Genomic DNA, 21,572 nt, shown 5'->3' on the forward strand with positions numbered 1-21,572 from the left:
CGGTTGGCTAAGCCCCGGGTGAGGGATGCTCATCTCCCCAAAATTGGGGAGGCCTCCTCCCGCATACGGCGTCGGTGGGCCGGGCACAAAAAATCCCCGACACGGCTTCGTTGAACGAAACCGTGACGGGGAATCTCGCGATGTTCGGGTTCATCGCCAGCAGGTCGAGCATCCCTCAGGTCCGGCGCCGCCGCAAGGGCTGGACAGCGACCGTGGAAGGGACTACAGCACATCGGGAGCTACGAAACGGTGGGGCGGAGCCCGGTCGAAACCGGACTCCGCCCCGCGCGTGCCGAGCTACGGCGGGTCAGACAGCGTCGAGTGCGTAGCCCTCTTCGCCGTGAACGATGGTGTCGACTCCGGCGACCTCGTCTTCGTTGTTGATCCGGAAGCCGATCGTCTTCTGGATGACCCAGCCGATGGCGTAGGCCATCACGAACGAGAAGATCGCGATTCCGAAGGCGGCCAGCGCCTGCACACCGAGCTGCTTCAGGCTGCCCGTGTCGAGGAGGCCGATGCCGGAACCGAAGATGCCGATGAACAGCGTCCCGATCATGCCGCCGATGAGGTGGATGCCCACCACGTCGAGCGAGTCGTCGAAGCCCCATTTGAACTTGAGGTCGATGGCGACAGCGCAGACCGCGCCGACCAGCACGCCGAGCACGATCGCCCAGCCGGGGGTGAGGATGTTACAGGCCGGGGTCACAGCGACCAGGCCGGCGACGGCACCGGACGCGGCACCGATCGACGTGGGCTTGCCGTCCTTGATCTTCTCGACGATCAGCCAGCCGAGGATTCCGGCGGCGGGCGCGGCGAGCGTGTTCACCCAGGCGAGGGCGGCGATTCCGTCGACGGCGGCTTCCGAGCCGGCGTTGAAGCCGAACCAGCCGAACCAGAGGAGAGCGGCGCCCAGCAGCGTCAGCGGAACGTTGTGCGGCTTGGAGATGCCCTTCTTGAAGCCGACCCGCTTACCGAGGACCAGTGCGAGGGCCAGCCCGGCGGCGCCGGCGTTGATGTGCACCGCGGTGCCACCGGCGAAGTCGTTGACCCCGAGTGCGGCCGGAGCCCAGCCGTCGGCGAGGTTGAAGACCCAGTAGGCGACCGGGAAGTAGACCAGCGTCGACCAGACGGCGGCGAAGATGAGCCAGGCGCCGAACTTCGCCCGGTCGGCGATCGCGCCGGAGATCAGGGCGACGGTGATGATGGCGAAGGTCGCCTGGAAGCCCGCGAAGGCGAGACCGTTGAGGTCCGGCGCCAGAGCGCCGTCCTTGCCTGCGCCGAGCAGCCCGCTCAGACCGAGCAGCGACGACGGGTTGCCCAGGAAGCCGGGGATGAGCGCAGGCCCGAACGCCAGGCCGTACCCGTAGAGCACCCAGAGCACGCCGACGACGCCCATGGCGCCGAAGCTCATCATCATCATGCTGATGACGCTCTTCGCCTTGACCATGCCACCGTAGAAGAACGCGACTCCGGGCGTCATCAGCAGCACAAGGGCCGCAGCGACGAGCAACCACAGGGAATTGAGGTTCAGGGTCAGTTCGTCCGTTGTGGCGTTCGCCAGGACTGACAGTTCAACCATGGGGATGGTTACCTCTCTCTAACTAAGGATCGCCGTCGACGTGCACAGGGTGAGCAGTTGATCGTGTCTCGGCGGGTACAAGAGTTAGTTTGGAACTGCCACGTTTCGGCGAATGCGCGCGGATGTTTCGGCCACGTTACGCGGTCGGCGAACGTGTTAACATCGCGTTTCAGACCCGCCCGGCCAGCGGAGACGGGCCCAGGCGCCGATCAGTCGTGCGGCGGGAGCTCCCCCGTGGTCAGCGCCACCAGGCGCGACTGGGAACGCTGGTACTTCTTGCGGTACCCGCCGGACAGCATCTCGTCGTCGAAGATCTCGTTGAGCGGCTGGCCGCTGGCGATGATCGGGATCTCCGCGTCGTAGACCCGGTCGATGAAGGCCACCAGGCGCAGGGCATCCGTCTGGTCAGTCAGCAGGTAGGCGTCGGTGAGCACGATCACGTCGATGCCGTCGATGATCTTGATGTACTTCGACGGATGCACCGTGCTCAGATGCCGGATCACGGCGCCGAAATCGTCGAGGGTGACGGTCGAGCCCCGCTCCACGAGCGCGCCGACCAGGTGCTCGAGCACCTCCGCGGGCACGGCGATCGCGTGGCCCTCGATGTCACGCCGGCGGTAGTCGAGGCCGTCGATCCGCACGATCTCGAAGTTCGCCGACATCGCCTGGATCTCCCGGAGGAAGTCGATCGCCGCGAAACGGCCCTCGCCCAGGGAATTCGGCGGGGTGTTCGAGGTGGCGGCGACCCGGGTCCCCGACGCGACGAGTTCCGCGAGCAACCGGGTCATCAGCATCGTATCGCCCGGGTCGTCGAGCTCGAATTCGTCGATGCAGATCAGGCGGGCGCCGGAGAGCTGCTTGACTGTGGCCGCGTAGCCGAGGGCGCCGACCAGCGCCGTGTACTCGATGAAGGTGCCGAAGTACTTGGGGCCGGGAGCCGCGTGCCAGAGCGCGGCGAGGAGGTGCGTCTTACCCACTCCGAAGCCGCCGTCGAGGTAGATGCCGGGAAGCTCAGGTTTGGGCTTGCGGGTGCGGGAGAAAAATCCGCTCGGACGCTGGGGCAGCCACGCGCCGGCGAAAGCGTTCAGCCGTTCGACGGCCGCCCACTGCGACGGAAAGTCGAGGTCCGGCCGGTAGGAGTCGAACGAGGCGTGCTCGAACTGGGGCGGCGGGACCAGCTCGGCGACGATTTCGGCTCCGGTGATGCTGGGGGAACGATCGATCAGCCGAGGCTGACGGCGAGGCACCTCTGGAGCCATGGTGGAACACCCGCGTTTCTGTGTCGATTGATGGGGACACGCCCCGGGATCATCACGTGACCGGCCGGATGCGTTCGCCGCCCACACCGCGTAGATTCGAAGTGCGGGCGGTGACCAGCCTAAACCGCAGCCAAATCAATCCTGTGTCGTTCCGACGCTCCCCGGAGGTAATTCCCATGTCCGTCGCACTCGATCCGGCCCCCAAATTCGCCGGCTACGCCCATCCCGAGCGCCTGGTGTCCACCGAGTGGCTGCAGGCGCACCTCGGCGAGCCCGGCGTCGTCGTGGTGGAAACCGACGAGGACGTGCTGCTCTACGAGACCGGGCACATCCCCGGCGCCGTCAAGATCGACTGGCACACCGACCTCAACGACCCGGTGGAACGGGACTTCGTCGACAGCGCCGCGTTCGCCGCCGTGCTCGGCTCCAAGGGGATCGCACGGGACACGACGGTCATCATCTACGGCGATAAGAACAACTGGTGGGCCGCCTACGCCCTGTGGGTGTTCACCCTCTTCGGGCACTCCGATGTGCGTCTGCTCGACGGCGGCCGCGACAAGTGGATCGCCGAGGGACGGGAGACCACGACCGCCGCCAGCCAGGTGACCGCTGTCGGCTACCCGGTCGTCCCGCGCAATGACGCACCGATCCGCGCCTTCAAGGACGACGTGCTCGCCCATTTCGGCAATCCGCTGATCGACGTGCGGTCGCCGGAGGAATACACCGGGGAGCGCACGCACATGCCGGCCTACCCGGAGGAGGGCGCCCTCCGCGGCGGCCACATCCCGTCGGCGGCGTCGGTGCCGTGGGCCCGTGCCGCCGCACCGGATGCGACCTTCCGAACCCGCGAAGAGCTCGACGCCATCTACCGCGGAGAGGCCGGCCTCTCCGACGGCGACAGAGTGATCGCCTACTGCCGGATCGGGGAACGCTCCAGCCACACCTGGTTCGTGCTCACCCACCTGCTCGGTTTCGAGGGCGTGCGCAACTACGACGGCTCCTGGACCGAATGGGGCAATGCCGTGCACGTGCCGATCGCGCTCGGCACGGAGCCGGGCGCCGCCCCGCTCCCCCGCTGACCGTTTGCCACCGGTTGACCCCGGCTCAGCTGCGTACGCGCCGCCCTTCAGCGGCGCGTGGCAGAATACTTCCGATGACTTCCACCGAATTGCCCGCGAAACTGGCTGAGATCCGCGACGACTTCCTCGCCCTCGAGCAGCCCGACCGGCTGCTGCTCCTGCTCGAGTTCGCGGGCGAGTTGCCGGCGCTCCCCGCTCGCTACGAGGAGCATCCCGACCTGCTGGAACGGGTCGTCGAGTGCCAGTCTCCCGTGTTCATGTTCGTCGAGGTCGATGACGACGCTCGCAGGTCGGTGCACCTGTACGCGACCGCGCCCCGGGAATCGCCGACCACCAGGGGGTTCGCGTCCATTCTCGCCCAGGGTCTCGACGGTCTCAGTACCGAAGAGGTGCTTGCCGTTCCCGACGACTACCCCAATTCGATCGGCCTGACCAAGGCGGTGTCGCCGCTGCGGATCCGCGGGATGACGGCGATGCTCGCCCGCACGAAGCGACGGCTCCGTGCGAGTGCCGTCTGAACGCGAGCGTCGTCTGAACGCGAGCGCCGTCCGAGGTGCCGGTGTGCTCGGAGGCGTCCGCCGGGGTCACCTGGCCGGGAGTGCGGCCAACCAGTTCGTGATGGCCTGGTTCCAGCTCTCCCGGTCGTAGTTCCACAGCTTGGTGTGGCGGGCGACCGTGAACGGCAGGAAGGTGACGATGTCGGGTCGCCGCACGGCCAGCGCCCGGGAACCGGTCGCCGGCACATAACCGTCGTCGTCGCTGTGCATGAGCAGGACCGGCAGGTCGAGTTCGCCCGCCCGCGACACGAAGTCCAGCCGGCCGAAGTCGATCGGGGCGCCCTGCCCGGTGATCCGCCCGCCCCAGCGCCGGCCGAGCACCTGCATCGCGCCGCTGGACACCATCCCGGGCAAGCCCAGGCTTCCACCCTGGTAGGCGACGACATCGGCCCAGTCGATCACGGGCGAGTCCAGCACGATCCCGACGACCAGTTCGCGGAGCCGTGACCGGGTGGCCGCCTGCAGCACGATGGCACCACCCATCGACCACCCCATCAGCACTATCTCGGTTGCCCCGCGGCGCGCGGCGAACGCCATGGCCGCCTCGGCATCCTGCCATTCGGTGTCTCCCAGGCCGTAGCGCCCGTCCGCGCTCTCCGGGGCTTCACCGTCGTTCCGGTAGGAAATGAGAAGGGAGGTGAAGCCCGCGTCCCGGAAAACCGGTACGGCACGCAGCGTCTCCTGCCGGCGCACGCCGCGGCCGTGCACCTGGATCACCCAGCGCCCGCCGGGCATCGCGGCCGGGATCAGCCAGGCCGGGGCATCCCCGCCCCTGGTGGGTACGAGCAGGTCCTCGTAGTCGACCGCGAGGTCCCAGGGACCCAGGAAGGAGTAGCCGCCGAGGCGGCCGCGCCGCGCCGCGGCCAGGTCACCGTAGTCGACCCGCAGGATGCGCCGAGTCACCGCGTCCGGCGTGCTGCGGAGGACCTCCCCCAGGTGCGCATGCCCGCGGTCGCCGGAAAACCAGAAGCTGTAGTCGCCCTGGAGCACGGAGTCGGGTGTGGGCTGCAGCGTGATCGTGCCGGCCGCGATGTCGACGAACTCAACCCGCACATCGTCGGCGCGTTTCGTCGACGGGGTGACGATGCGGCGCGCCATCACGCCGGACAGCACGCTCGCCGCCAGGGCGGCGACGGCCAGCACCGCGACACCGATCAGCCCGGTCACCGCTGCAATCCGCGCCGGTTGTGCGCCTCGTTCGAACCGTCTGCCCACCCGCTACCTCCCGCTGCCCGGCGTGCCTCGCGTGCGGCACCCTGAAAAAACTCTAGTCTGCAGTCGTGCCCGAAACACTGGAACCGCTCCCGCCGGAGTTCGCCGCAGCCCTCGAGGCCGTCCGCCGTGCCCAGTCCCGGGTCGAACTGATCGTGAACGAGATCTCCGCGCCCGGCAACCTCGCCCCGCACGCCGTGGCGCTCTCCGCCGACATCACGCCGAGCCGGCATGGCGGAAACTCCGATTTCGGCACCGGCCGCTTCATCCTGCTCTACGACCCCGACGAGCCGGAGGCGTGGGGTGGGGCCTTCCGCGTCGTCTGTTTCGCGCAGGCCCCACTCGAAACGGACATCGGCCTCGACCCTTTCCTGGCCGAGGTCGCCTGGGCCTGGCTGGTCGACGCGCTCGACGCGCACGGCGCCCGATATACCGCTGCATCAGGGACTGCGACTAAGATCATCTCGTCAGGCTTCGGCGAACTTGCCAAGCAGGGCGATGGCGCACAGATAGAGTTGCGAGCTTCGTGGACACCGCTGGACCACAATCTCACCGCCCACGTCGAAGGATGGGGTGAACTGCTCTGCATGCTCGCCGGTCTTCCACCCACTGGCGAAGGAGTCAGCATGTTGTCCACACGCCGAACCGGACGTGGTTGATCACCACGTGATAGACACGCGGGAAGCCTACTTGACGGCGACCGCGGCGATTGTGGGCGGCACCGGCCCGATCGGCGTTGACGCCGAGCGGGCCTCCGGGTTCACCTACTCGCAGCGCGCGTACCTGATCCAGGTCTACCGTCGCGGCGCGGGCACGTTCCTGTTCGACCCACCGGCGATCGGCGACTTCCACGAGTTGAACGATGCCCTCGTCGAGGAGGAATGGATCTTCCATGCGGCCAGCCAGGACCTGGCCTGCCTGCGCGAAGTCGGCCTCGACCCGGCACGGATCTTCGACACCGAACTCGCCGCCCGCCTGCTCGGCCTGCCCAGGGTCGGTCTCGGCACCGTCGTCGAGGAACTGCTCGGCATCCACCTGGCCAAGGAACACTCGGCGGCCAACTGGTCGACCCGCCCGCTGCCCGAGGCCTGGCTCGTCTACGGCGCGCTCGACGTCGAGTTGCTGCCGGATCTGCGCGACCGGATGGTCGAGATGCTCGCCGCAGACCAGAAGACCGTCATCGCCGAGCAGGAGTTCGCCGCGGTGCTGACCCGCGACCCGAAGCCCGCAAGCGCCGAACCGTGGCGACGGCTTTCCGGCGTGCACTCGCTCCGGGCCCAGCGCAACCTGGCCGTGGCCCGTGAGCTCTGGCTCGCCCGGGACCGGCTGGCCCAGGCCATCGATGTCTCACCGGGCCGTCTCGTGCCGGATGCGTCCCTCCTCGCCGCGGCCCGGACGCTGCCGGTGACCCGGCAGGCCCTCGCCGACCTCCGCGAATTCAGCGGACGGGCGAGCCGCAGCGAACTCGACCGCTGGTGGGCCGCCATCCAGGCCGGCCTGGCCACGACCGATCTGCCCTCACTCCGGGCCACCGGGGATGCCCTGCCCCCGCCACGAGCCTGGGCCGACCGCAATCCCGACGCCGATCTGCGTTTCAAGGCCGCGCGTGCGGTGCTCGCCGTGATCTCCGACGAGTTCGCGATCCCCCTGGAGAACCTGGTGACACCCGATTATGTGCGCCGGATGGCGTGGACTCCGCCGGAACGGATCGACTCCGGATCAGTTGGCGAGGCCCTCGCCGCCCTCGGGGCCCGGGCCTGGCAGATTGACCTGACCGCACAACGAATAGCCGATGCCTTTGTCGAGGTCCACCAAACGATCGACGCGGCCTCGGAAGAGGATTCGTAGGAACCGTCCAACGATTCTTCCGCCCCAGGGTGTCACCTTAGGATCGACCGACACCCGTTGGATTGATGGAGGCAAAGTGGCCGATAGAGCAGAAGTCGTCTTCGTGGACGGGGTTCGCACCCCGTTCGGGAGAGCCGGCGAAAAGGGAATGTACTGGAACACCCGGGCCGACGACCTGGTGGTCAAGGCCATGATCGGGCTGTTGGAACGCAACCCGGCTGTGCCCGGGGAACGGATCGATGAGGTCGCCATCGCGGCCACCACCCAGACCGGCGACCAGGGCCTCACCCTCGGTCGCACGGCGGCACTGCTCTCCGGGCTGCCGAAGTCGGTGCCGGGATTCGCGATCGACCGGATGTGCGCGGGCGCCATGACCGCCGTCACCACTCTCGGTGCGGGGATCGGCTTCGGCGCCTACGACCTGGCCATCGCCGGCGGCGTCGAGCACATGGGGCGCCACCCGATGGGTTCCGGCGTCGACCCGAACCCGCGTTTCCTGTCGGAGCGCCTCGTCAGCGAGGACGCCCTCAACATGGGCGCCACGGCCGAGCGCATCCACGACCGGTTCCCGTCGTACACCAAGGAACGCTCCGACCGCTTCGCGCTGCGCAGCCAGCAGAAGGTCGCCGCGGCCTACGCCGCCGAGAAGATCCAGCCCGACCTCATCCCCGTGGCCATCCGCAGCGACGCCGGCTGGGGACTGGCGACCAGGGACGAGGCACCGCGCCCTGAAACCACCCTCGAGGGACTGGCCACGCTCAAGACCCCGTTCCGTCCCTTCGGCCGGGTCACCGCCGGCAACGCGTCCGGCCTCAACGACGGTGCCAGCGCCTGCCTCCTCGCCAGCGGCAAGGCTGCCAAGGAACTCGGCCTCACGGTCAAGATGAAGCTGGTCAGCTTCGCTTTCGCCGGGGTCGAGCCTGAGGTCATGGGCCTCGGACCGGTGCCGTCGACGGAGAAGGCCCTGCGCAAGGCGGGCCTCAGCATCACCGACATCGGTCTCTTCGAACTCAATGAGGCCTTCGCCGTGCAGGTCATCTCGTTCCTGGACCACTTCGGCATCGACGACGACGACCCGCGGGTCAACGAGTACGGCGGCGCGATCGCGATCGGCCACCCCCTCGCATCCTCCGGCGTGCGCCTGATGAACCAGCTTGCCCGCCAGTTCAGCGAACACCCCGAGGTGCGCTACGGCCTGACCGCCATGTGCATCGGCCTCGGCCAGGGCGGCACCGTGATTTGGGAGAACCCACACTTCAACCGAAAGGCCAAGTAAACGATGAGCGACTACTCCGCACTCGATTTCTCCCCGCTGGTCGCCCTGTCGGCCGACGAGGTCGTCACGCATTCCTTCGTTCGGGATGTCCCCCTCTCCCACGGCCGCGTGCTCGCCCTGGTCACGCTCGACAACGGCCGGGACCACACCCGCCCGAACACCCTCGGCCCGGTCACCCTGCTCGAATTCGCCGCCACCATGGATGCGCTGAAGGCGCGGGCGGCACGCGGGGAGATCCACGGCGTTGCAGTCACCGGCAAGCCGTTCATCCTCGCTGCGGGCGCCGACCTGAGCAAGGTCAGCGAGATCCCGTCCCTGGAGACCGGCAAGCTCCTCGCCCAGCTCGGCCACCACGCCCTCGGCAAGCAGTCGGAGTTGGGCGTGCCGTCCTTCGTCTTCATCAACGGGCTAGCGCTCGGCGGAGGGCTCGAGATCGCCCTGAACGCCGATTACCGCACCGTGGACGCCTCCGTGCCTGCGATCGCGCTGCCGGAGGTATCCCTCGGGCTGATCCCCGGCTGGGGTGGCTCCTACCTCCTGCCGAACCTGATCGGAATCGAGAACGCCCTCAAGGTGATCATCGAGAACCCGCTCAAGAACCGGGTGCTCAAGGCCGCGGATGCCCTCGAACTCGGAATCGCGGACGTCCTGTTCGCCTCGGCTTCCTTCCTCGAGAACTCCATCGCCTGGGCCGAGAAGGTCATTGCGGGGACCGAGACCGTGGCCAGGCCCAATCTGCCGGGCAAGATCGAGCGCCTCGTGAAGTGGGACGCTGCCGTGGGAATCGCCCGCCGGATGCTCGAAAACCGGATCGGCACCGTCGCCATGTCGCCCCACGTCGCGCTCGACCTGCTGAAGGCCGCGAAGAGCGGCACCCGCCAGGAAGGCTTCGAACGAGAGGACGACTCACTCGCCGGCCTCATCTCGGGCGACCAGTTGCAGGCGAGCATCTACGCGTTCAACCTGGTGCAGAAACGCGCCAAGCGTCCAGCCGGCGCCCCGGACAAGGCACTGGCCCGCCCCATCACGAAGGTCGGCGTCATCGGCGCCGGGCTGATGGCCAGCCAGTTCGCCCTCCTCTTCGTTCGCAGGCTGCGCGTCCCCGTCGTGATCACCGACCTCGACCAGGCCAGGGTCGACAAGGGCGTCGCCTACATCCACGACGAGATCCTCGCCCTGGAGAACAAGAAACGGATCACCTCCGACGAGGCGAACCGGCTCCGCGCGCTGGTCACCGGGACCACCGACAAGGCGCAGTTCGCCGACGCCGACTGGGTGATCGAGGCCGTCTTCGAGGAGCTGGGCGTCAAGCAGGATGTCTTCGCCGAGATCGAGAAGCACATCGCCCCCGACGCCATCCTCGCCACCAACACGTCGTCGCTCTCGGTCGAGCAGATCGGTGCGAAACTCGCCCACCCCGAACGACTGGTCGGCTTCCACTTCTTCAACCCCGTCGCCATCATGCCCCTGATCGAGGTCGTGAACACCCCGCAGACCAACGACGTCACCCTGTCCACGGCGATGGTCGTCGCGGGCAAGCTGAAGAAGAACGCGGTGATCACCCGGGACACCCCAGGGTTCGTCGTCAACCGGATTCTGGCCAAGGTTCTCGGCGAAGCGATGCACGCCGTCGACACCGGCACCCCGTTCGACGTCGTCTCCGAGGCGATCGCACCGTTCGGGCTTCCGATGACGCCGTTCGAGCTGCTCGAACTGGTTGGCCTCAAGGTGGGAGCGCACGTTCTGGACACGCACCACGCCGCGTTCCCCGACCGGTTCTTCGAGAGCGAGAACCTGCACAAGCTCGCCGAGCACGGCAAGCTCCTCGAGCGGGACGCCAAGGGCAAGATCAAGGGCTACGACAAGGCGGCCCTGAAGATCGTCGCCGGCGGCACCACCCCGATGACGGCCACGGATCTCCAGCGCCGGTTCGAAGACGGCCTCGCCGACGAGATCAAGCGGATGCTGGACGACGACGTGGTGCACGCGGCCGAGGACATCGACCTGTGCATGATCCTCGGCGCGGGCTACCCGTTCCAGATGGGCGGGGTCACCCCCTACCTCGACCGGGTCGGCGCGAGCGAACGGGTCTTCGGCGGCACGTTCCACACTCCCCCGATCCGCGGCGTCGGAGCGGTTCCGGCCCTGGCCGGCGCGGCCGAGTAGCGCGGTAACCATCCGGCAACGGTGGTGGAGCCGGTCGAGACCCGGTCTCGTCCGGCTCCACCACCGGCGCCGCGGCTACCGGTTGACCGGCGACATGTCCGAGAAACGGTCGCCGACAGGCGCGCCGAGGGCGGCAAGCTGGTCTGCGCTGAGCCGATGCGCATCCGCCGCCATGTTCTCCTCGAGGCGGCTGACCCGCTTGGTGCCGGGAATCGGCGCGATGTCATCACCCTGCGCGAGCAGCCACGCTAGGCGGTGTCGAAGAAGGTGACCCCGAGGCCGATGCCACGGTGGATGGTGCGGATCGACTCGGCGGCGTCGTGCCGTTGCAGCAGTTCGAGGCGGTCCGCGCTGCTGCCGTCGCCCTGGCGGGCGAGTTCGGCGTAGTCGCGGATCCTCGCGATCGGCAGCGATGTGGACCGGAGCCTGGTCAGGAACTGGATCCAGCCCACGTCACTGGCCGAGTAACGGCGATGGGACGACGGCGCACGATCGACCGGCTCGAGCATGAGCCCGGCCCGTGACCACCCGTCCCAGCGCCGCCGAACTGTGAGTTCTGCACCGAAATCCACGGGCACAGGGCGGCCCAACTCACAGTTCGGCGCGCCAGGACGACCGCGTGGAGACGGAGGCCGGTCAGTCCTTCTGGGCGCGGTTGACCGTGACCCCGCCGGTGTCGGTGTGGTCGGCCGGCAGGGCCCTGGCGTGCGGGATCTTGCTGCCGAGCACCATGGCGACCACGTCGCGGGCGATGTGCTGCGGGGTCAGGCCCACCTGCTCGAGGATCTCCGCCCGGGTGCCGTGGTCGAGGAACTCGTCGGGCAGGCCCAGCTCGGTGACCGCGGTGTCCACGCCGGCCTCTCGCAGGTCCTGACGGATCCGGGTGCCGATGCCGCCGACACGGATGCCGTCCTCGATGGTGACGACGATCCGGTGCTCGGCCGCCAGCGCGATGATGCTCCGCGGCACCGGCACCACCCAGCGCGGGTCGACGACGGTGGCGCCGATCCCCTGCGCGGCGAGGCGCTGCGCCACGTCGAGGCCAATCCCGGCCATCGGTCCCACCGTGACGATGAGCACATCCTTCTGGCTGGATTCCAGCAGCACGTCCACCCCATCGTCGAGACGGCGGATGGCGTCGAATTCGACCCCCGTGCTGCCCTTGGGGAAACGCAGCACGGTCGGTCCGTCGTCGATCTTGACGGCCTCCTCGAGTTCCTCCCGCAGCCGGATCGAGTCCCGGGGCGCGGCGAGACGGATGCCCGGCACGACCTGCAGGATGGCCAGGTCCCAGATCCCGTGGTGGCTCGGACCGTCCGGCCCGGTGACTCCGGCCCGGTCGAGCACGAAGGTGACGCCGGCCTTGTGCAGCGCGACATCCATCAGCACCTGGTCGAATGCCCGGTTGATGAAGGTGGCGTACAGCGCGACGACCGGGTGCAGGCCGCCGAAGGCGAGACCGGCCGCGCTGGTCACGGCGTGCTGCTCGGCGATCCCCACATCGTGGACGCGGTCGGGGAAGCGTTCGGCCATCTTGTGCAGTCCGGTGGGGCGGAGCATCGCGGCGGTGATGCCGACAATCTTCTCGTCGAGGGTGGCGAGGCGGAGGAGCTCGTCGGCGAAGACGGAGGTCCACGACGGCGCACCGGCCGACTCGATCGATTCGCCGGTCTCCGGGTCGATCTGGCCCACGGCGTGGAACTGGTCGGCCTCATCCTGCATGGCCGGGTTGTAGCCCTTGCCCTTCTGGGTGATCGTGTGCACGATCACCGGGGCGCCGTAACCCTTGGCCTGGCGCAGAGCCTCGAGCATGGCAACCATGTCGTGGCCGTCGACCGGTCCGATGTATTTGATGTCGAGGTTCGAGTACAGCGCCTCGTTGTTGGTGACGCGGGCGAGGAAGCCGTGCAGCCCTCCGCGAACACCGCGGAAGAACGCCCGTGCGGGGGCCCCCATGTGGTCGAAGGCCTGGCGGCTGGTCAGGTAGGCGGCCCGGTAGCTCCTCCGGGTGCGCACGGTGTTGAGGAACCGGGCCATGCCGCCGATGGTGGGCGCGTAGGAGCGGCCGTTGTCGTTGACGACGATGATCAGGCGGCGGGTGTTGTCGTCGCTGATGTTGTTGAGGGCTTCCCAGGTCATTCCGCCGGTGAGGGAGCCGTCGCCGACCACGGCGATCACGTGGCGGTCGCTCTGCCCGGTCATCTCGAAGGCACGGGAGATCCCGTCGGCCCAGGACAGCGAGCTGGAGGCGTGGGAGCTCTCGACGATGTCGTGCACCGACTCCGAACGCTGCGGGTAGCCCGCGAGGCCGCCTCGCTGCCGCAGCTTGCTGAAGTCCTGCCGCCCGGTCAGCATTTTGTGCACGTAGGTCTGGTGGCCGGTGTCGAAGACGATCGCGTCACGGGGCGATTCGAAGACCCGGTGGATGGCGATCGTCATCTCGACGACGCCTAGGTTGGGTCCCAGATGCCCACCGGTCTTGGCGACCTCGTTGACCAGGAACGCGCGCACTTCGGCTGCCAGCTCGATGAGTTGCTGGTTCGAGAGACGATCGAGATCGCGGGGACCGGAAATTGTCTCCAGAAGACCCATCAAGAACACCTTTCACGTTGGCCGGCACCGAAGGAAACCGGCGCGTAGATACGGTTATACCCAGTCTACGCGCCGGTTTGGGAGCCAGCCGGGAGTTACTCGGAGACGAGCGACCGCAGCACGTACTGCAGGATGCCGCCGTTGCGGTAATAGTCGGCCTCGCCTGGCGTGTCGATGCGCACGACCGCGTCGAACTCGACGGTCTCCTTGCCGGGCGCCGAGTCGGCGCTCGGCGTGGCGGTCACGTGGACCGTCTTCGGGGTGGTTCCGCGGTTGAGATCCTCGATGCCCGCGATCGAGACGACCTCGGTGCCGTCCAGGCCGAGCGAGGCCCAGCTTTCGCCGGTCGGGAACTGCAGCGGCACGACGCCCATCCCGATCAGGTTCGAACGGTGGATCCGTTCGAAGCTCTCGGTGATGACAGCCTTCACGCCGAGCAGGCTGGTTCCCTTGGCTGCCCAGTCGCGGGACGAGCCGGAGCCGTATTCCTTGCCGCCGAAGATGACGAGCGGCGTGCCGGCGGCCTGGTAGTTCTGGCTCGCATCGTAGATGAACGCCTGCGGGCCGCCGTCGACGGTGAAGTCGCGGGTGTAGCCGCCCTCGACGCCGTCGAGCAGCTGGTTGCGGAGACGGATGTTCGCGAAGGTTCCGCGGATCATGATCTCGTGGTTGCCGCGGCGCGACCCGTAGGAGTTAAAGTCGCCGCGGGCGACGCCGTGCTCGACCAAGTACTGGCCGGCGGGGCTGTCGGCCTTGATGTTGCCGGCGGGGCTGATGTGGTCGGTCGTGACGGAGTCGCCGAGCTTGGCGAGCACCCGGGCGCCGGTGATGTCGCTGACCGGGCTGGTCTCCAGCGTCATCCCGTCGAAGTACGGGGGCTTCCGCACGTAGGTCGATTCGGGGTCCCATTCGAAGACCTCGCTGTCGGGCGTCGGCAGTGACCGCCAGCGCTCGTCGCCCTCGAAGACCTCGCCGTATTCCTTGGTGAACATGGCGGTGTCGATCGAGCTGTCGATCGTGGCCTGGACCTCGGCCGAGTCGGGCCAGATGTCCTTGAGGAACACGTCGTTGCCGTCCAGGTCGGTGCCGAGGGCATCCGTCTCGAAGTCGAAGTTCATCGACCCGGCGAGGGCGTAGGCGATGACCAGGGGCGGGCTGGCGAGGTAGTTCATCTTCACGTCGGGGCTGATCCGGCCCTCGAAGTTGCGGTTGCCCGAGAGCACGGCGGTGACGGCAAGGTCGTTCTCGTTGATCGCGGCGGAGACCTCCTCGATCAGCGGGCCGGTGTTGCCGATGCAGACCGTGCAGCCGTAGCCCACGGTGTAGAAGCCGAGGGCCTCGAGGTCGCCGGTGAGGCCGGCCTTCGCGTAGTAGTCGGTGACGACCTTGGAGCCCGGCGCGAGGGTGGTCTTGACCCACGGCTTGCTCTTGAGCCCCTTCTTGACGGCGTTGCGGGCGAGCAGGCCGGCCGCGAGCATGACGGACGGGTTGGAGGTGTTCGTGCACGACGTGATGGCGGCGACCGCGACGGCGCCGTGGTCGAGGGTGTAGCTGGCACCGTCGGCGGTCCTGATCGGGACGGGGCTCGACACCGATACCGGGGCGTGGCTGACGTGGCTGTGCGAGAACTGGTGGGCGCTCGACTCGTCCTGGGCGGTGAACCCGATCGGGTCGGATGCCGGGAAGGTCCCTTCGACGGCGGCGTCGACCCGGGACAGGTCCTGGGTGGCGTAGCTCTGCAGGTCCAGCTCGAACTGCTCCTGGGCGCGGCTGAGCTCGACGCGGTCCTGCGGGCGCTTCGGGCCGGCGATCGAGGGGACGACGGTGCCGAGGTCGATTTCGAGGTACTCGCTGAAGACGGGTTCCTGGCTCGCGTCGTGCCATAGCCCCTGCAGCTTCGCGTAGGCCTCGACCAGGGCGACCTGCTCCTCGCTGCGGCCGGTGAGCCGCAGGTAGCCGAGGGTGACGTCGTCGATCGGGAACATGGCCGCGGTGGAGCCGAACTCGGGGCTCATGTTGCCGATCGTGGCGCGGTTGGCCAGCGGCACCTGGGCGACGCCCTCGCCGTAGAATTCGACGAACTTGCCGACCACGCCGTGCTTGCGGAGCATCTGGGTGATGGTGAGCACGACATCCGTCGCGGTGACGCCCGTGGGGATGGATCCGGTGAGCTTGAAGCCGACGACCTTGGGGATGAGCATGGAGACGGGCTGGCCGAGCATGGCCGCCTCGGCCTCGATGCCGCCGACGCCCCAGCCGAGCACGCCGAGGCCGTTGACCATGGTGGTGTGCGAGTCGGTGCCGACGCAGGTGTCGGGGTAGGCCTGCAGCACGCCCTTGACCTCGCGGGTCATCGTCACGCGGGCGAGGTATTCGATGTTGACCTGGTGCACGATGCCGGTTCCCGGCGGGACGACCTTGAAGTCGTCGAAGGCGGTCTGGCCCCAGCGGAGGAACTGGTAGCGCTCACCGTTGCGCTGGTACTCGATCTCGACGTTGCGTTCGAGGGCGTTCTCGCTGCCGAAGAGGTCGGCGATGACGGAGTGGTCGATGACGAGCTCGGCCGGGGCGAGCGGGTTGATCTTCCTCGCGTCGCCGCCGAGTTCGGCGACGGCCTCGCGCATGGTGGCGAGGTCGACGATGCAGGGCACGCCGGTGAAGTCCTGCATGATCACGCGGGCCGGGGTGAACTGGATTTCCGTGTCGGGCTCGGCGGTCGGTTTCCACGCGCCTAGGGCGCGGATGTGCTCTTCGGTGATGTTGGCGCCGTCTTCGGTGCGGAGAAGATTCTCCAGCAGCACCTTCAGGCTGAACGGCAGTTTCTGGTAGCCCTCGACCGCATCGAGTCGAAAGACCTCATAGTCCGTCGAACCGACCCGCAGGGTGTCCTTTGCTCCAAAGCTGTTTACTGCAGACACGTTGCCCTCTCCTTCGTGGAAACCGACGGGAAACCGTCCGCAATCCCCAATCCTGACGACCGGACGCCTGCCCCTGCCAGCAAGGGTAACCTAACCAGCGGGCACGGCACCCGGTCGATGCTGTCCGCCAAACTATCTTGACGTAGAGATAACTCTAGCGTGGCGGCTCCGGACCGGCCGCATTCCGGGCGGCATTTCCCGAACTATTCACGGTCGAAGATCAGGCCGCGGCGCCGCGCGAACCGGTACATCAGCTCGATGGCGGCGGCGCCCAGCAGGCCGACGAGGATGCCGAAGGCCAGCGCCGGGTTCGGCGACACCGAAATGGCGAAGAAGATCCGGCCGAACCCAACGGTGCAGGCGAGCACCATGGCCGCCGCCATGGAGAGCACGAGAGCCAGCCGCGGCCCGGTGAGAGGCCGGGCCAGCGCGGCCAGGATCGCCAGAGAGACGACGAACAGGGCGACCGTGGTGACGCTTCGGGCCTCGTTCAGGGGAATCCGGTGATAGAGCGGCAGGAAGGCCGCCAGCACGGTCGCGGCGGCGATCACCCCGGTCGGCACGGCGTAGCGGATGATCCGGCGCAGCACACCGGGCGTGTAGATGCGCCGGTTCGGGGCGAGGGCGAGCACGAACGACGGGATCCCGATCGCGAGGGCGGAGACCAGGGTCAGCTGACGCGGCAGGAATGGGAACGGCAGCGACAGGGCGGCCATCGTCAGGGCGATCAGGATGCCGTAGACCGTCTTGGACAGGAACAGGTTCGCCACCCGCTCCACGTTGCCGATCACCCGGCGGCCGAGGTAGAGCACCTCGGGCAGCCGGTCGAATCGGTTGTCGAGCAGCACCAACCGGGATGCCGCCTTGGTGGCGGGGGTCGCCGCGCCCATGGCGATGCCGAGGTCGGCGTCCTTGATCGCCATGGCGTCGTTGACCCCGTCACCGGTCATCGCGACGGTGCGGCCCTCGGCCTGGAGGATGGCCACGGCCTTCCGTTTCTGCTCGGGGCCCACCCGGCCGAACAGGCTCGCCGTGCCGAGGGCCGCCGCAAGGGCGGCGTCATCGGCCAGACCCGCCGCGTTCACCGTCTCCCCGGCGAGGCCGAGCCGGCGGGCGAGCGCCGCGACGGTGACGGGGTTGTCCCCCGACATCACGATCACGCGCACTCCCTGGCCCGCGAAGTAGCGGAGCGTCTCGGCGGCGTGCGGGCGCACCGATTCACGGAACACCACGAGGGCGGCCGGGGTGAGGTCGTGGTTGCCCGGGTCGTCGGCGGCATCCGTCGAAAGGTCGCCGGCCAGCCTGACCAGGGCGAGGGTGCGTTCGCCCGCGGCGGCGATGACGTTCGCCGCGGCGAGCCGGTCCGGGTGCCCGGCGAGGAGCCGCTCCGGCGCCCCGAGGAGCCACGCGGACGTGTCTCCGTCGTGCTCGAGGGCGACGCCGCTGTATTTCCGCGCCGAGCCGAACGGCAGCCGGGATCGCACCGTGGCCCCGTCAGCGGAGAAGTGGCCGCCGAGCACGCGGGCCGTGAGGTTGGCGGCATCGTCGGCACCGAAGGCGCCGAGGGCCCGGCTCACCCCGGCTTCGAGTGCCGGATCGAGCCCGGCCTGCCGGTCGAGGACGAGCCGGTCGAAGACCAGCTCGCCGCTGGTGAGCGTGCCGGTCTTGTCGAGGCAGAGCACGTCGACGCGGGCGAGCACCTCGACCGCCGCCAGCTCCTCGATCAACACCTTGTGCCTGGCCAGCTGGATCGCGGCCACGCCGAAGGCCAGGCTGATCAGCAGCACGAGGCCCTCCGGAATCATGCCGACCACGCTGGCCACCGCGTCGCGGAGGGCGGCGCGCCAGTCCCCGTCGCTGAAATCCGCCAGGGCCGCGATCCCGCCGTAGGTCGAGACCCGGCCCAGCAGGGTGACCACGATGACGGGCCCGAGGATCCAGGACAGCACGACGAGGATGCGGTTGGTCGCCGCCCGCAACTCGGAGTGGACGAGGGAATGCCGTTTGATCTCCGCGGTCAGCTTGTTCGCGTAGGAGGCCGCACCGACGGCGGTGACGACCCCGTAGCCGGACCCTCCCGCCACGTGCGAGCCGGACAGCAACGGGTCGCCCGCCACCTTGACCTGCGGTTCGGACTCCCCCGTGAGCATGGCCTCGTCGACGACGAGGTCGTCCCCGCCCAGCACCCGGGCGTCGGCGGGCACCTGGTCGCCCGGCCGCAGCACGAGGATGTCATCCAGGACGACCCCGGCGAGCGGCACGATCTGCCGCAGCCCGTCGCGCTTGACCGCGACCTCCGGGGTGGACAAAAGCGCCAGCCTGTCGAGCACGACCTTGGCTCGCACCTCCTGCACGATTCCGATCAACGCGTTCGCGACGACGACCCCGTAGAACAGTCCGTCGCGCAGGTCGCCGAGGAGCAGCACGGCCGCGAAGCACACCGTGAGGATCGCGTTGAAGAGGGTGAAGACGTTCTCCCGCAGGATGTCCGCCACGGTGCGCGAGGTCGGCTGCGGCGCATCGTTGCCGCGACCGTCGGCGAGCCGCTGGGCTGCCTCCCCGCCGGTGAGACCCGGAAGCTCATCGCCGAGGGCCATCGGGTCAGTCCCCGCTCGCCTCGGCAGCCGTCGCACCCGGTCGGCCCTGCGCCGGATAGACGGAACGCACCATCAACCAGGACACAACCAGGAGCGGGGCATACAACGGGATGCCCATGATCAGCTTGGCCGCGCCGAGCCATTCGACGTTGTTCGAGAAGTACAGCGGGAGCTGCACGATCAGGCGGAGGGCGAAGAGCGCGGCCCAGCACAGCGTGAGCACCGTGAGCACCCGACGCTTCGACGGATCGTCCCGCCAGGCGATCCCGTCGTTCATCAGGAAGCCGACGGCGAGGCCGAGGATCGGCCAGCCGACCAGGGCCGACACCAGGAGGACTGTGCCATAGGCGCCATTGGTCCAGAAGCCGGGCAGGAAGGCATCCGCGGCGTTGCCGGAGAACAAGGCCAGCACGGCGCTGAAACCGGCGCCGAGCAGGCCACCGATGGCCGGGGTCACGGTCTGGCGCACCGCGCGGCGGAGCACCGCGAACACGACGCCGATGATCACAGGGGCGATCAGGGAGAGCAGGAGGGACTGGTCAGGGACGGTGGACCGGGTGAACGTGTAGACGATGAGGAAGACCAGGCCCGGCAGGACCGCCTCGACCAGGCCGCGGATGCCGCCCATCGCCGCGAGCAGGGCGTGGCCGGTGATCGGCTCGCCGTCGGCGGCCGAGGCGAAGCCGGCGCGCCGTGCCGCCGCGGCCATTCCCTGGGCGAAAGTCTCCGAGACCGCGGGGCCGGCAGCGGAGCCCGGCGTCTGGGCAGGGGCGGCCCCGCCCGGGGCATCCGCCGACGTCGACTGGGCCGGGGACTCGTCTGGAGGTAGCGGTGCGTCCGTCATTCGGGCGTTCTCCCTGCGGGGAGGCCGGTCAGCCGTCGGTGGGCTCGGCGGCGCCGGTCGCGGTGGACGGCATCCGGAGCGGGATGAGATCGCGGGGCGGCATCGGCGCCGACCCGCGCACGACGACGATGCTGCGGAAGAGGTCTTCGATCTGGGCGGCCGCCTCCGGGTTGACGGCGCCCTCCCCCGCGATCACGCCGCGGAGGAACCACCGGGGGCCGTCGACGCCGATGAAGCGGGCCAGCCGACTCGATTCGTCAGCGCCTGAGCCGGCCGCGACCGGGATCTCCGCGACGAGTTCGGGGCCGAACGGCCCCTCCCGCAGGGTGGTGGTGCCGCCCTGCTTTCCGATCTGGTCGGCGATCTGGTCGCGGATCTCGTGCCAGAGGCCGCTCGACCGCGGGGCGGCGAACGGCTGCACCTGAAGGGTCGAGCCGGCGTAGTCGAGCCCGATCGCGACGACCCGCTTGCTGCCCTCTTCGATCTCCAGGCGCAGGTGGAGACCCTCTCGGGGAAGGATCTTCACGCCGCCGAGGTCGACATACGGGCGCACGGGGTTCGCCTCGATCTCGTCGAGGGGACCTTCGGTCTCACGGTCTTCCGGTGCCGACTTGGCAAATGATTCCGGGAATTCTTCCGGTTCCACGATGTCACTCACGGGTTGTCTCCTGATTCTGGGGTGCCGGCCGGCCCGGCGGCGCCGGCGCTCTTCCGGCCGAGCCCGGTCGATCCGAATCCGCCTTCCCCGCGCTGGCTGCCTGGCAGCCGTTCGACGGGGATGAAGGAGGCCCGGGCGACGGGCATGATGATGAGCTGCGCGATGCGATCGCCGACGGCGATCGGAAATGCGGCAGAACTGTCGGTGTTGAGCAGCGTGACCTTGATCTCGCCGCGATAGCCGGCGTCCACGGTGCCCGGCGCGTTGACGATGGTGATGCCGTGCTTCACGGCGAGGCCGCTCCGGGGCACCACGAACGCGGCGTAACCGTCGGGCAGCGCGATGGCGACACCGGTTCCGACCAGGGCACGTTCACCGGGGGCCAGGACGAGCGCCTCCGAGGAATGCAGATCTGCCCCGGCATCGCCTGGATGCGCGTAATTCGGGAGGACGGACGCGGTAATCAGGACTTCGACGCTTTCTGCCACGTGTCGAGGCTAGTGCAGAAGTCTGATCGAATAGAGCCATGCCTGAATATCGCGAAAAACTCTGGGCGTCACCTGCGCCTTACGTCGCCACAGCACTGGTCATCCCCGCGAGCATCCTCGTCTTCGCGCCGATTTCGATGCCGGCCGGAATCATCATCGCCGCCTGCCTGTATGCAGCCTGTGTCCTGACCCTGGTGCTCACCTCGCCCGTCGTCCAGGTGAAGGACGGGACGTTGACGGCCGGGAAGGCGAGGATCGCGACCGACCTGGTCGGCGCGGCCGCCGCGTTCGAGGGCGCGGAGGCGACGCTGGAGCGGGGGCGCCGGCTCGATGCCCGCGCGTGGCTGCTCATCCGTGGCTGGGTAGGCCCGGTCGTGCGCATTCCGATCGAGGACGCGACCGACCCCGCGCCGTACTGGCTGGTGTCGACCCGCCATCCACAGAAATTGGCCGCCGCGATCAATGGATCGCGACGGCCAGCATCAAGTGACTAAGCGCG

General features: G+C 68.6%; 17 protein-coding genes and 1 pseudogene. 7 read left to right on the forward strand and 11 right to left on the reverse strand.

Features of this window, described 5'->3' with window-relative positions:
• Window positions 1-307 precede the first annotated feature (307 nt).
• Together E3O48_RS11545 and zapE are read right to left on the reverse strand one after the other, a co-directional pair.
• Entirely contained in the window at window positions 308-1,579 is a 1,272-nt protein-coding gene (locus E3O48_RS11545) for an ammonium transporter (protein ID WP_134509925.1), read from the reverse strand.
• A 209-nt stretch (window positions 1,580-1,788) separates the two neighbouring features.
• Window positions 1,789-2,838 (reverse strand): cell division protein ZapE, encoded by a 1,050-nt coding sequence (gene zapE, locus E3O48_RS11550; RefSeq protein ID WP_134538977.1) that lies wholly within the window; start codon window positions 2,836-2,838, stop codon window positions 1,789-1,791.
• 176 nt (window positions 2,839-3,014) lie between these two features.
• Between zapE and E3O48_RS11555 the strand changes: the two genes are divergently transcribed.
• Window positions 3,015-3,917, forward strand: coding sequence for a sulfurtransferase (locus tag E3O48_RS11555; RefSeq protein ID WP_134538979.1), 903 nt, complete (start codon window positions 3,015-3,017; stop codon window positions 3,915-3,917).
• 74 nt (window positions 3,918-3,991) lie between these two features.
• A complete protein-coding gene (locus E3O48_RS11560) occupies window positions 3,992-4,435 on the forward strand; it encodes a SufE family protein (protein ID WP_134538981.1) in 444 nt (147 codons plus the stop codon).
• A 66-nt stretch (window positions 4,436-4,501) separates the two neighbouring features.
• On the opposite strand, the gene E3O48_RS11565 is transcribed toward E3O48_RS11560, so the two are convergent.
• Window positions 4,502-5,641 (reverse strand): S9 family peptidase, encoded by a 1,140-nt coding sequence (locus E3O48_RS11565; protein ID WP_134538983.1) that lies wholly within the window; start codon window positions 5,639-5,641, stop codon window positions 4,502-4,504.
• Between the two features lie 113 nt (window positions 5,642-5,754).
• Here E3O48_RS11565 and E3O48_RS11570 point away from each other — a divergent pair, with 113 nt between their 5' ends.
• The 4 genes from E3O48_RS11570 to E3O48_RS11585 all read left to right on the forward strand — a co-directional run bounded on the left by E3O48_RS11570 (window position 5,755) and on the right by E3O48_RS11585 (window position 10,976).
• Complete coding sequence (locus tag E3O48_RS11570) at window positions 5,755-6,345, forward strand: DUF3000 domain-containing protein (RefSeq protein WP_134509935.1); 591 nt, start codon at window positions 5,755-5,757, stop codon at window positions 6,343-6,345.
• Window positions 6,338-7,534: an HRDC domain-containing protein gene (locus E3O48_RS11575; protein ID WP_134538984.1), complete on the forward strand. Its 1,197-nt coding sequence runs from the start codon at window positions 6,338-6,340 to the stop codon at window positions 7,532-7,534. Before E3O48_RS11570 ends, E3O48_RS11575 begins: the two co-directional genes overlap by 8 nt.
• Before the next feature lie 76 nt (window positions 7,535-7,610).
• Entirely contained in the window at window positions 7,611-8,810 is a 1,200-nt protein-coding gene (locus tag E3O48_RS11580; RefSeq protein ID WP_134509939.1) for a thiolase family protein, read from the forward strand.
• Window positions 8,811-8,813: 3 nt separating this feature from the next.
• Window positions 8,814-10,976, forward strand: coding sequence for a 3-hydroxyacyl-CoA dehydrogenase NAD-binding domain-containing protein (locus E3O48_RS11585; RefSeq protein WP_134538986.1), 2,163 nt, complete (start codon window positions 8,814-8,816; stop codon window positions 10,974-10,976).
• 75 nt (window positions 10,977-11,051) lie between these two features.
• Here E3O48_RS11585 and E3O48_RS18340 read toward each other — a convergent pair.
• The 8 genes and pseudogenes from E3O48_RS18340 to dut form a co-directional block, all read right to left on the reverse strand.
• Window positions 11,052-11,228 (reverse strand): annotated as a pseudogene (locus E3O48_RS18340) (aldo/keto reductase); the annotation flags it as partial.
• The gene (locus E3O48_RS18345) at window positions 11,225-11,554 is read right to left on the reverse strand and encodes a MerR family transcriptional regulator (RefSeq protein WP_370249854.1); all 330 of its coding nucleotides are present in this window, start codon (window positions 11,552-11,554) and stop codon (window positions 11,225-11,227) included. The pseudogene E3O48_RS18340 and the gene E3O48_RS18345, both read right to left, overlap by 4 nt.
• 58 nt (window positions 11,555-11,612) lie before the next feature.
• Window positions 11,613-13,568 carry a 1-deoxy-D-xylulose-5-phosphate synthase gene (gene dxs / locus E3O48_RS11595; RefSeq protein ID WP_134538988.1) on the reverse strand — a complete coding sequence of 652 codons (1,956 nt, stop codon included), beginning with the start codon at window positions 13,566-13,568 and terminating at the stop codon, window positions 11,613-11,615.
• 95 nt (window positions 13,569-13,663) lie between these two features.
• Window positions 13,664-16,486, reverse strand: coding sequence for an aconitate hydratase (locus E3O48_RS11600; protein ID WP_134538990.1), 2,823 nt, complete (start codon window positions 16,484-16,486; stop codon window positions 13,664-13,666).
• Window positions 16,487-16,689: 203 nt separating this feature from the next.
• Complete coding sequence (locus E3O48_RS11605; protein ID WP_134538992.1) at window positions 16,690-19,083, reverse strand: HAD-IC family P-type ATPase; 2,394 nt, start codon at window positions 19,081-19,083, stop codon at window positions 16,690-16,692.
• 4 nt (window positions 19,084-19,087) lie between these two features.
• The gene (locus tag E3O48_RS11610; protein ID WP_134538994.1) at window positions 19,088-19,927 is read right to left on the reverse strand and encodes a DUF3159 domain-containing protein; all 840 of its coding nucleotides are present in this window, start codon (window positions 19,925-19,927) and stop codon (window positions 19,088-19,090) included.
• A 28-nt stretch (window positions 19,928-19,955) separates the two neighbouring features.
• Entirely contained in the window at window positions 19,956-20,585 is a 630-nt protein-coding gene (locus E3O48_RS11615; protein ID WP_241974897.1) for a DUF3710 domain-containing protein, read from the reverse strand.
• Window positions 20,582-21,073 carry a dUTP diphosphatase gene (gene dut, locus E3O48_RS11620; RefSeq protein ID WP_134509953.1) on the reverse strand — a complete coding sequence of 164 codons (492 nt, stop codon included), beginning with the start codon at window positions 21,071-21,073 and terminating at the stop codon, window positions 20,582-20,584. Before dut ends, E3O48_RS11615 begins: the two co-directional genes overlap by 4 nt.
• Before the next feature lie 38 nt (window positions 21,074-21,111).
• Between dut and E3O48_RS11625 the strand changes: the two genes are divergently transcribed.
• A complete protein-coding gene (locus E3O48_RS11625; RefSeq protein ID WP_134509955.1) occupies window positions 21,112-21,567 on the forward strand; it encodes a DUF3093 domain-containing protein in 456 nt (151 codons plus the stop codon).
• The last annotated feature ends 5 nt before the right edge of the window (window positions 21,568-21,572 follow it).

The sequence above is a fragment of the Cryobacterium sp. HLT2-28 genome (assembly GCF_004402495.1).
Classification (GTDB): Bacteria; Actinomycetota; Actinomycetes; order Actinomycetales; family Microbacteriaceae; genus Cryobacterium; species Cryobacterium mannosilyticum.

Bases quoted from the DNA above. Each gene is read 5' to 3' on its own strand.
- E3O48_RS11605 (WP_134538992.1), bottom strand. From the start codon at position 19,083: ATGGCCCTCGGCGATGAGCTTCCGGGTCTCACCGGCGGGGAGGCAGCC.
- E3O48_RS11545 (WP_134509925.1), bottom strand. From the start codon at position 1,579: ATGGTTGAACTGTCAGTCCTGGCGAACGCCACAACGGACGAACTGACC.
- dxs (WP_134538988.1), bottom strand. From the start codon at position 13,568: ATGGGTCTTCTGGAGACAATTTCCGGTCCCCGCGATCTCGATCGTCTC.
- E3O48_RS11625 (WP_134509955.1), top strand. From the start codon at position 21,112: ATGCCTGAATATCGCGAAAAACTCTGGGCGTCACCTGCGCCTTACGTC.
- E3O48_RS11555 (WP_134538979.1), top strand. From the start codon at position 3,015: ATGTCCGTCGCACTCGATCCGGCCCCCAAATTCGCCGGCTACGCCCAT.
- E3O48_RS11610 (WP_134538994.1), bottom strand. From the start codon at position 19,927: ATGACGGACGCACCGCTACCTCCAGACGAGTCCCCGGCCCAGTCGACG.
- zapE (WP_134538977.1), bottom strand. From the start codon at position 2,838: ATGGCTCCAGAGGTGCCTCGCCGTCAGCCTCGGCTGATCGATCGTTCC.
- E3O48_RS11560 (WP_134538981.1), top strand. From the start codon at position 3,992: ATGACTTCCACCGAATTGCCCGCGAAACTGGCTGAGATCCGCGACGAC.
- E3O48_RS11585 (WP_134538986.1), top strand. From the start codon at position 8,814: ATGAGCGACTACTCCGCACTCGATTTCTCCCCGCTGGTCGCCCTGTCG.